General features: G+C 64.5%; 6 protein-coding genes and 2 pseudogenes. All 8 read right to left on the minus strand.

Annotated features, from left to right (window positions below; all coding sequences use genetic code 11):
• Nucleotides 1-152: 152 nt before the first annotated feature.
• Nucleotides 153-458, minus strand: a complete 306-nt coding sequence (locus AZG88_RS20110) for an EthD family reductase (protein WP_061698704.1) — start codon at nt 456-458, stop codon at nt 153-155.
• A gap of 53 nt (nt 459-511) precedes the next feature.
• Nucleotides 512-705, minus strand: a pseudogene (locus tag AZG88_RS20115) (dioxygenase family protein); the annotation flags it as partial.
• Nucleotides 656-948, minus strand: a pseudogene (locus AZG88_RS20120) (4-hydroxyphenylacetate 3-hydroxylase N-terminal domain-containing protein); the annotation flags it as partial. The pseudogenes AZG88_RS20120 and AZG88_RS20115, both read right to left, overlap by 50 nt.
• A gap of 222 nt (nt 949-1170) precedes the next feature.
• On the minus strand, nt 1171-2493 hold the full coding sequence (locus AZG88_RS20125; RefSeq protein WP_061698707.1) for a cytochrome P450: 1323 nt from the start codon (nt 2491-2493) through the stop codon (nt 1171-1173).
• A gap of 96 nt (nt 2494-2589) precedes the next feature.
• Nucleotides 2590-3561, minus strand: a complete 972-nt coding sequence (locus AZG88_RS20130; protein WP_061698708.1) for a PDR/VanB family oxidoreductase — start codon at nt 3559-3561, stop codon at nt 2590-2592.
• A 364-nt stretch (nt 3562-3925) separates the two neighbouring features.
• Entirely contained in the window at nt 3926-4189 is a 264-nt protein-coding gene (locus AZG88_RS20135) for a hypothetical protein (RefSeq protein ID WP_143548724.1), read from the minus strand.
• A 413-nt stretch (nt 4190-4602) separates the two neighbouring features.
• Nucleotides 4603-5601, minus strand: a complete 999-nt coding sequence (locus tag AZG88_RS20140) for an AraC family transcriptional regulator (protein ID WP_061698710.1) — start codon at nt 5599-5601, stop codon at nt 4603-4605.
• Nucleotides 5602-5873: 272 nt separating this feature from the next.
• Nucleotides 5874-7120: glucose-6-phosphate dehydrogenase (zwf, locus tag AZG88_RS20145; RefSeq protein WP_061698711.1), on the minus strand; the 1247-nt coding region annotated here is incomplete at its 5' end.

The following is a 7120-nucleotide window of genomic DNA, read 5'->3' on the forward strand; positions in this document are numbered from 1 at the left end:
ATCGCTGACGGTGAAGGCTCTGAACACAACCGGTTCAGGGTCTTCACTCTTTCGCACCCCGGGTCAGATTCCGTCTCAGTGCAGACAGCCGAGAGGGGTTCTCCGCCGGCAACAGATGGCGGAGAACCCCGTAAGTGGTGGTGGCTGAACGGTTACGTGGCGGTCGGTTCGAAGTGGAGGATCTGTACTCCCCCGGTGGCGAAGTGGGGTACATCGGCCTGAGCTGCCGCACCCTCAGGTGACGCGAGAGCCGCGAACATCTCCTCTGCGGAGTCGAAATCCGCCTCGAAGATCGCGACAAACGGTGTGGCTCCCTCGGCTGCCGCAACGTCTACGGTGTGGCGGATCGCGCGGACGCCCGGGAGTTTGCGCGCAATCGGCAGGTGGGTGCCCTGGTAATACGTGCGGAAGGCGTCGGGGTCGGCAGGTCGGCCGTAGAGGACCATCAGGGTGTGCATGTGTTCCTTTTCTCGACTAGCAGGTGCAGGTGCGCAGGACGCCACGGGTGCCGGACGATCGTCCCGCGCAGGTTCCATTGCGGCAGGTGCGGGGCGAACTGCGAGTAGTAGCCATCGTCGTCGGCGTGCCACAACTCGATGATCGCCCCGCCGAGGCCGGTGACCCGGCCCCGGAGCACGAGCGAGGGGACGCCCGGTCCTCCTCCCGCATCGGCAGGGTGCACCGGGCGGGGAGTTCCGGTGCGCCGAATCGCGTCGTAGAGGCGGGCGGTCATCCGGATCAAGTTCCGGAACGCCGGATGCGTGGTGAATCCTTCACCCGGTCCCGTTGAAACCAGATCTCCCGATCATCGCGCAGCGACTCGATGTACTCGTCACCGGTCATCGGACGGGTGGTGAAATTCGCGGTCCGGGTCGCATCACAGTCCGAGGCGGCATTGACCTTCGTGCGGTCGACGTCGCTATCGGGGACAGCTTCGGTGGTGGTCATGCGGTGGTCCTTTCGAGAGCCTGGTCGCTGCGGCGGCAGTGCGCGGCAGGGGGATACAGGTAGAAGGGGGTACGCAGGGTGTTTCCGGCGCCGTGCGCGGTGCCATCGTCCCTCGGACAGGTCACACGGTGACGCCACTGACGAACCTTCCGAAGGCGCTACGTAATTCGCGATCGCTGAACTTCCGCACGACCGGGGGTTCTAAGGACACACGCTGCTCGGTCACGGTCGATCCTCGGGCACCGGGTTCTGAGCGGGATCCCACTGGACCAGTACGCGCTCGGGTCCGCGGAAGGACGTGTTCGGCGAGTACGTCCACTCCTGGCCCTCCACCAGAATCAGGTGCGGAAGCCGCTTGGTGGTCTCCTCGAGCATCACGCGCATCTCCATTCGGGCCAGGGCCTGCCCCAGGCAGAGGTGGATACCCCATCCGAACGCCACATGCTCGTCTGCGTTCTCGCGGGTGATGTCGAAGCGGTCGCCGTCGTCGAACACGGCGTCGTCGTGGTTGGCCGATCCGGTGAGCACGAGAATGCGTTCACCGGCGGCGATGTCGAAGCCACCGATCGTCACCGGGCGGGTGGTCACTCGCCGCCAGGCCGGCACCGAGGACGCGTAGCGCAGGATCTCCTCGACGGCGTTCGGGATGAGCGAGGAATCGTTGCAGAGTAACTCCCACTGATCACGGTTCTCGAGCAACACCTTGAAACCGTTCGCGGTTGCGTTCGTCGTGGTCTCGTGCGAGGCGTAGAGGTGGCTCTGCATGATCGAGGCAAGGTACGTTTTGTCCCACACGTCGTCGTTGCCGGCCTTCTGCCATGCCTTGATCGCATTGCTCATGTAGTCGTCGCCGGGATTCTCGATCAACCGCTCGACGTGTTCGCGGGCGTACTCGAGGTAGGCGGCGAACTCGCCCGCCAACTCCACCTGCTGCTCATCGGTCGGGCGCCCCCAGATCCACAGCGCGAAGCGGGACGCGTACCCGCGGGCGCGCTCGACCTCTGCCTCCGGTACTCCCATCAACACGAACGCCGTAAGGGCAGGCACCTGGAACGTCATGTCAGCGACCATGTCAGCATTGCCCGTCTTGATCATCGCGTCGAGGCAGTCGCCGACGAAGCGGCGGGTTATCGGCTCGATCTCGGCAACCCTGTCGTCGGTGACACCCTTGCGCAGCACGCGGCGCCGCTTGGTGTGCAGCGGCGCGTCCTCGTCGACGAGCATCGTCGAGGGCACGAAGTCGACTGCCGCGAGTTTCTCCATCGCGGCCGGGCAGGGCGGTTTGATCAGCTCACCGGCGGCGGTGGCACTGTACGACTCGGTGTCCCTGAAGATGGCGACGACATCGTCATATCGGCTCACCACCCAGTACCCGATCTCGGGACTGTAGAAAACCGGTTCCTCGTTGCGGGCGCGGGTGAATACGGCATAAGGGTCCTGCAGGTATTCCTCGTCGAACGGATTGAACTCCGCCGCGAACTGGCTCACCGGGCACTTGCCCGGTGACGTCGCCGAACCCTGCGGCGCGGAGGTGGTTTCAGTCATGTCGATTCTCCTATGAGTGGACGGGTGCGGTGGCACGCCGGGCTGCGACGAACCAGGGAATGGACGAACCAGGGAATGTATGGGGTCGTGTGCACGTCAGAGGTCGAGGACGAGCCGCCCGGAGCGGGCGCGTGAGCAGCAAATCATCATTACGTCGTTCTCGGCCTGCTCGTCCTCGTCGAGGATCTGATCGCGATGGTCGACTTCGCCCTCGAGGACCGTGGTCTCGCAGGAACCGCAGACGCCTTCGGCGCAACTGTTCGACGCCTTGATGCCACAGGCGAGGACGGCGTCGAGGATGGTCTGGTCGGGTGCGACGGTCAGCGTCTTGGCCGACCTCGTGAGTTCGACTTCGAAGGCCACTTCGGCGTCCGGGTCGAGCTCGACGGCGGTTCCGGAGAAGTGTTCGACGTGTAACTGTTTCGACATGCCGAGCTCGGCGCAGCGGGCTGTGACCGCGTCGAGGAGTCGTTGCGGTCCGCAGCTGTAGATGTGCACGCCGGGACCGAGGTGCGCTCCGAGAAGGTCGTCGACGTTCATGCGGGCGCCTTCGCCGGACACGCACAACTGAACATTGTCCCGATCGCCGAGCTGATCGGCGAAGGCCATGTTCGTGCGGGACCGGCCGGCGTAGATCAGCCGATGTGGGCGTTGCTGTGAAGCGGCAGCCCCCATCATCGGAAGTATCGGCGTGATCCCGATTCCGCCGGCGATGAACAGATACTCTTCGCCGGATTCGAGTGGAAAGTTGTTCCGCGGATGCGATGTGGTGAGCGTTGCGCCCTTCGTGATCTCGTCGTGGATATATTGCGATCCACCGCGGCTGTTCGGATCGCGCAGAATCGCTACCTCGTAACGAGATCGATCACCAGGGTCGCTGTGCAGCGAATACTGTCTGACCATGCCGCCGGGTAGGTGAATGTCGATGTGCGCGCCTGCCTCCCATTCGGGAAGGTCATCTCCATTGCTGTCGATCACACTCAACGTGAGCACGTTGTCACATTCGCGGCGAACCTCATCCACGATCAGGTGCAGAACCGGCGTCGAATCGGATGCGACGGTGGGCATATGAGCCTCCATGGCTTGGGAAGCGGGAAAATACTCTGACAGAGCGACTTTCAGGTCAGGGACGGAGTCGGTCACTACCGATAGAAGTTGTGTTCGGCCTCACTTACGAAGTTACGAAGTTGCGCGTGTCATATCTATCCCCTCGGCGTCGCGAACTGTCCACGCAGCGACAGCGATGCGCCGGAGTCGACGGCGGCGCCGCGGCATGCAGATCGACGCGGGCCGGCACCACGATGTCCGCCGGTCTTCGAAGGCCGGCGGACATCGTGGTGGGATATGGATCTGCGTTCAGATCGCCAGCGGAGCCGCCCCGCACGACGCCTGGCGGTGACCAATTTTGCCTGTCTTCGTGAGAGGCGTCAGCTCACGCGGCGGCCGCAGCCGGGAGCCAGTCGACTTCGACTGATTGAGCACCGGACAGCGCGAGCAACGCGCGGATCGGTCCGCCTTCGCGGAGCTGGCGGCCGACCTCCCACTGCCGCGCCGCAGGGTTGCCCGTGACCGCGAGTGTGGAATCGCCGATCAACAGCTGAGGGGTGTGGATGTAACGGCTGCCCTCGATGAGCAGCACTTCTTCGTCGACGACGTGCACTGGGACGTCCTGCGCGCCGACGGTGTCTCCGAGCATCAATACCACCTGCTCCGCACCCGTGGCCGGGTCATGGGAGGCAACGATCCTGGCACTTTGGGCTCCGACGGTCACTCGAGCATCGAGTGTCAGAGCGGGGCGATCCCGGAAAGGGGTGAGCTCGTGTTCACCGAAGGCCACACGAGTCCGTGTGCTGGTGGATGCAGTCGTTGTTCTCGCCATGTCGATCATCTCTTGCCGTGTCGTTGCGGTGAGGCGTGGAGGTGATCGGTCGGTCAGCGCCGTTCGGCGGCCTGGTCGGGCCGGTCTCCCACTGCCCTTACTGACGAATCTAGGCACCCCGACCGGGCCTATCTATCCCGAGAGCGCACGACACTATCCATCCAGCGCCCATTGCCGATCCCTCCCATCGCCATCGTGATGGCGCCGGACGCGAACCGGGGTGCGGCGCGTCAGCCGTACCGCAAGGTCCGTGAAGGACTGACCCCATACATTTGCCGGTAGTCGCGCGAGAATCGCCCGTAGTGGTAGAAACCCCACCGTCCCGCGATGCCGGCGACCGTTTCGGCGTCATGTTGCGCATTGACCAGATCCTCATGCGCCTTTTTCATTCGGACGCCGCGGAGATACTCCATCGGAGTGGCATCCATGAATTCGCGGAATCCGCGCTGGAGTGCGCGCACACTCAACCCGACCTCGCGGGCAATATCGGCCGGCGTCAGAGGCAACGCCGCGTGTGCGCTGATGAACTCGACGGCATGACGAATCGTGGCCGGTGCGGTCAGCGCGGCCGGCGTCGCCAGATCATCCGCGTACTGATGTTCGGTCAGGGAAAGCAGCCCCACGACGATCGAGTACGCCAACGGCTCGGCCAGCATCGGGTTCACCAACATCGACCCGATGATCTGGCTCTGATATGTGTTCAGAACAAGTGTGCGCCACGCACCTCCATCGACACCGGTCAAATCGAGTCCACCATGGATCCGGACCGGCTCGGTGACCGGCCGACCCAGCAGATCCTGCAGCGCAGTGTGCACGGCCACACGGTCGAGCTTCATCGCGAACATGTTCAGCCGACTGTTCGGCGGAGTCAGGATCCGAGCATTGGAGCCGGTCTGATAGACCACCGCACTGTTCTCTTCGACAATGGTCTGCTCACCGTTCGACTCCGACAGAAGTCGACCCGACAACGGGATGTTCACGTGATAGCCCTCGATGGAGGGGCAGAAGAGGTCGCTGTTGCTGTTGTAGCGGATTTGGCCCGCAACCAACGGACCGGTGGCTATCGCTTTCAGGTCTGCTTCGAACCGGGACACCGGCGCAACCCGGGTGAGCTCGTGAGGATGGAACACCTGGCCCACACCTGCGGTCGCCTCCTCGACGTCTCCGCAGTGCAGGAGGATCGGCACGGATGGCCGACCACTGCCACGAGAGCCGTACGACGCGGTCATTCTTCCGATCGCCTTTCCATGGTCGGCAAGGGTCTCCCGACGATCACACGAACCAAGAGCCTCCTCCCACCCCACGGTTCGACATGCGCACACCTGACCGAATAGCGCCCGAGGAGTATGGTCTGCATCACTATTTTATGTCAATGATCTCCTTGTTCCCTGCTCCGCCGGAGCTCGTCCTCGTTGTCGACGGTCGTAGGCGTCGGCGGCAACTGCAGCCCGCATCCTGGCGCCGCAGATCGGCGTACGACACTGACCGGCGGCACCGCGGGTCAGAGCGACCGCCACTCCCGGCCGGTCCGGCTGAGGATCCGTTCCGCAGATTCCGGGCCGGACGCGCCGGACGGATAGATGTCCGGGCGACCGACGGCGGCCCAGTGCTCGAGGAGCGGATCGATGATCCGCCAGGACCATTCGACCTCCTCACGGCGAGGAAAGAGGGTGGCGTCGCCGCGCAGCACGTCACAGATCAGCCGCTCGTAGGCCTCCGGTGCCGGGTCGAACACCGACCGGAAGTCCATCCCCAGGCTGACCGGCTGAATGTGCATGCCGCCGCCCGGACGTTTGGCGCCGATGTGCAACTCGATGCCGTCGTCCGGCTGGACCCGGAACACGAGCACGTTCGAGACCGCCGCGGCCCTCGCGGCGGGTGACCCGTGGGCGGGGGGTGTGAACGTCACCGCGATCTCGGCGGTCCGCCGTGCGAGACGTTTGCCGGTACGGATGAAGAACGGCACGCCGGCCCATCGGCGGGTCGCGATGCCGACCGTCAGGGCAGCGAAGGTCTCGGTCGCCGAGTCTGCGGGGAACCCTGCCTCGTCAGCCAATCCCGGTACCGGAAGACCGTTCTCCACGCCCGCACCGTATCGGCCGCGGGCCGATGTCTCAGCGAGCGGTCCGAGAAGTTCGGTGGCAGAGAGGACCTTGAGCTTCTCGGCCGCGATGCTGTCGGCGTCGAACGCGACGGGTTCTTCCATCGCGATCAACGCCAACAGTTGCAGCAGGTGATTCTGGATGACATCGCGGGCGGCGCCGACGCCGTCGTAGTACCCGGCGCGCCCGGTCAGTCCAACACTCTCGGCCATGGTGATCTGCACGTGGTCGATGTGCCGGTTGTTCCACAGTGGCTCGAACATTCCGTTCGCGAACCGCAGCGCGAGGATGTTCTGCACCGTCTCCTTCCCCAGGTAGTGGTCGATGCGGTAGATCGAGGCCGGCGGAAACACTCTTTCCAGCGCGACACCGAGGGTCTGCGAGCTGGCGAGATCGTGCCCGAACGGTTTCTCCACCACCACCCGACGCCATCCGTGCGCATTCCGGTTCAGACCGCAAATCGCGAGCTGGTCGCAGACCGCCGCGAAGGAGGACGGCGGCACTGACAGGTAGAACAAGTAGTTACCGGGCTTGCCGCGGCGGACGTCGAGCTCGGCCAGCCGGGCGGCGAGTCCGGCGAACGCGGCCGTGTCGTCGAACGACCCCTCCACGAGGTGGATACGCTCGCTCAGCCCCGCCCACACCA

The sequence above is a fragment of the Rhodococcus sp. LB1 genome, from assembly GCF_001583455.1.
Taxonomy (GTDB): Bacteria; Actinomycetota; Actinomycetes; order Mycobacteriales; family Mycobacteriaceae; genus Rhodococcus_F; species Rhodococcus_F opacus.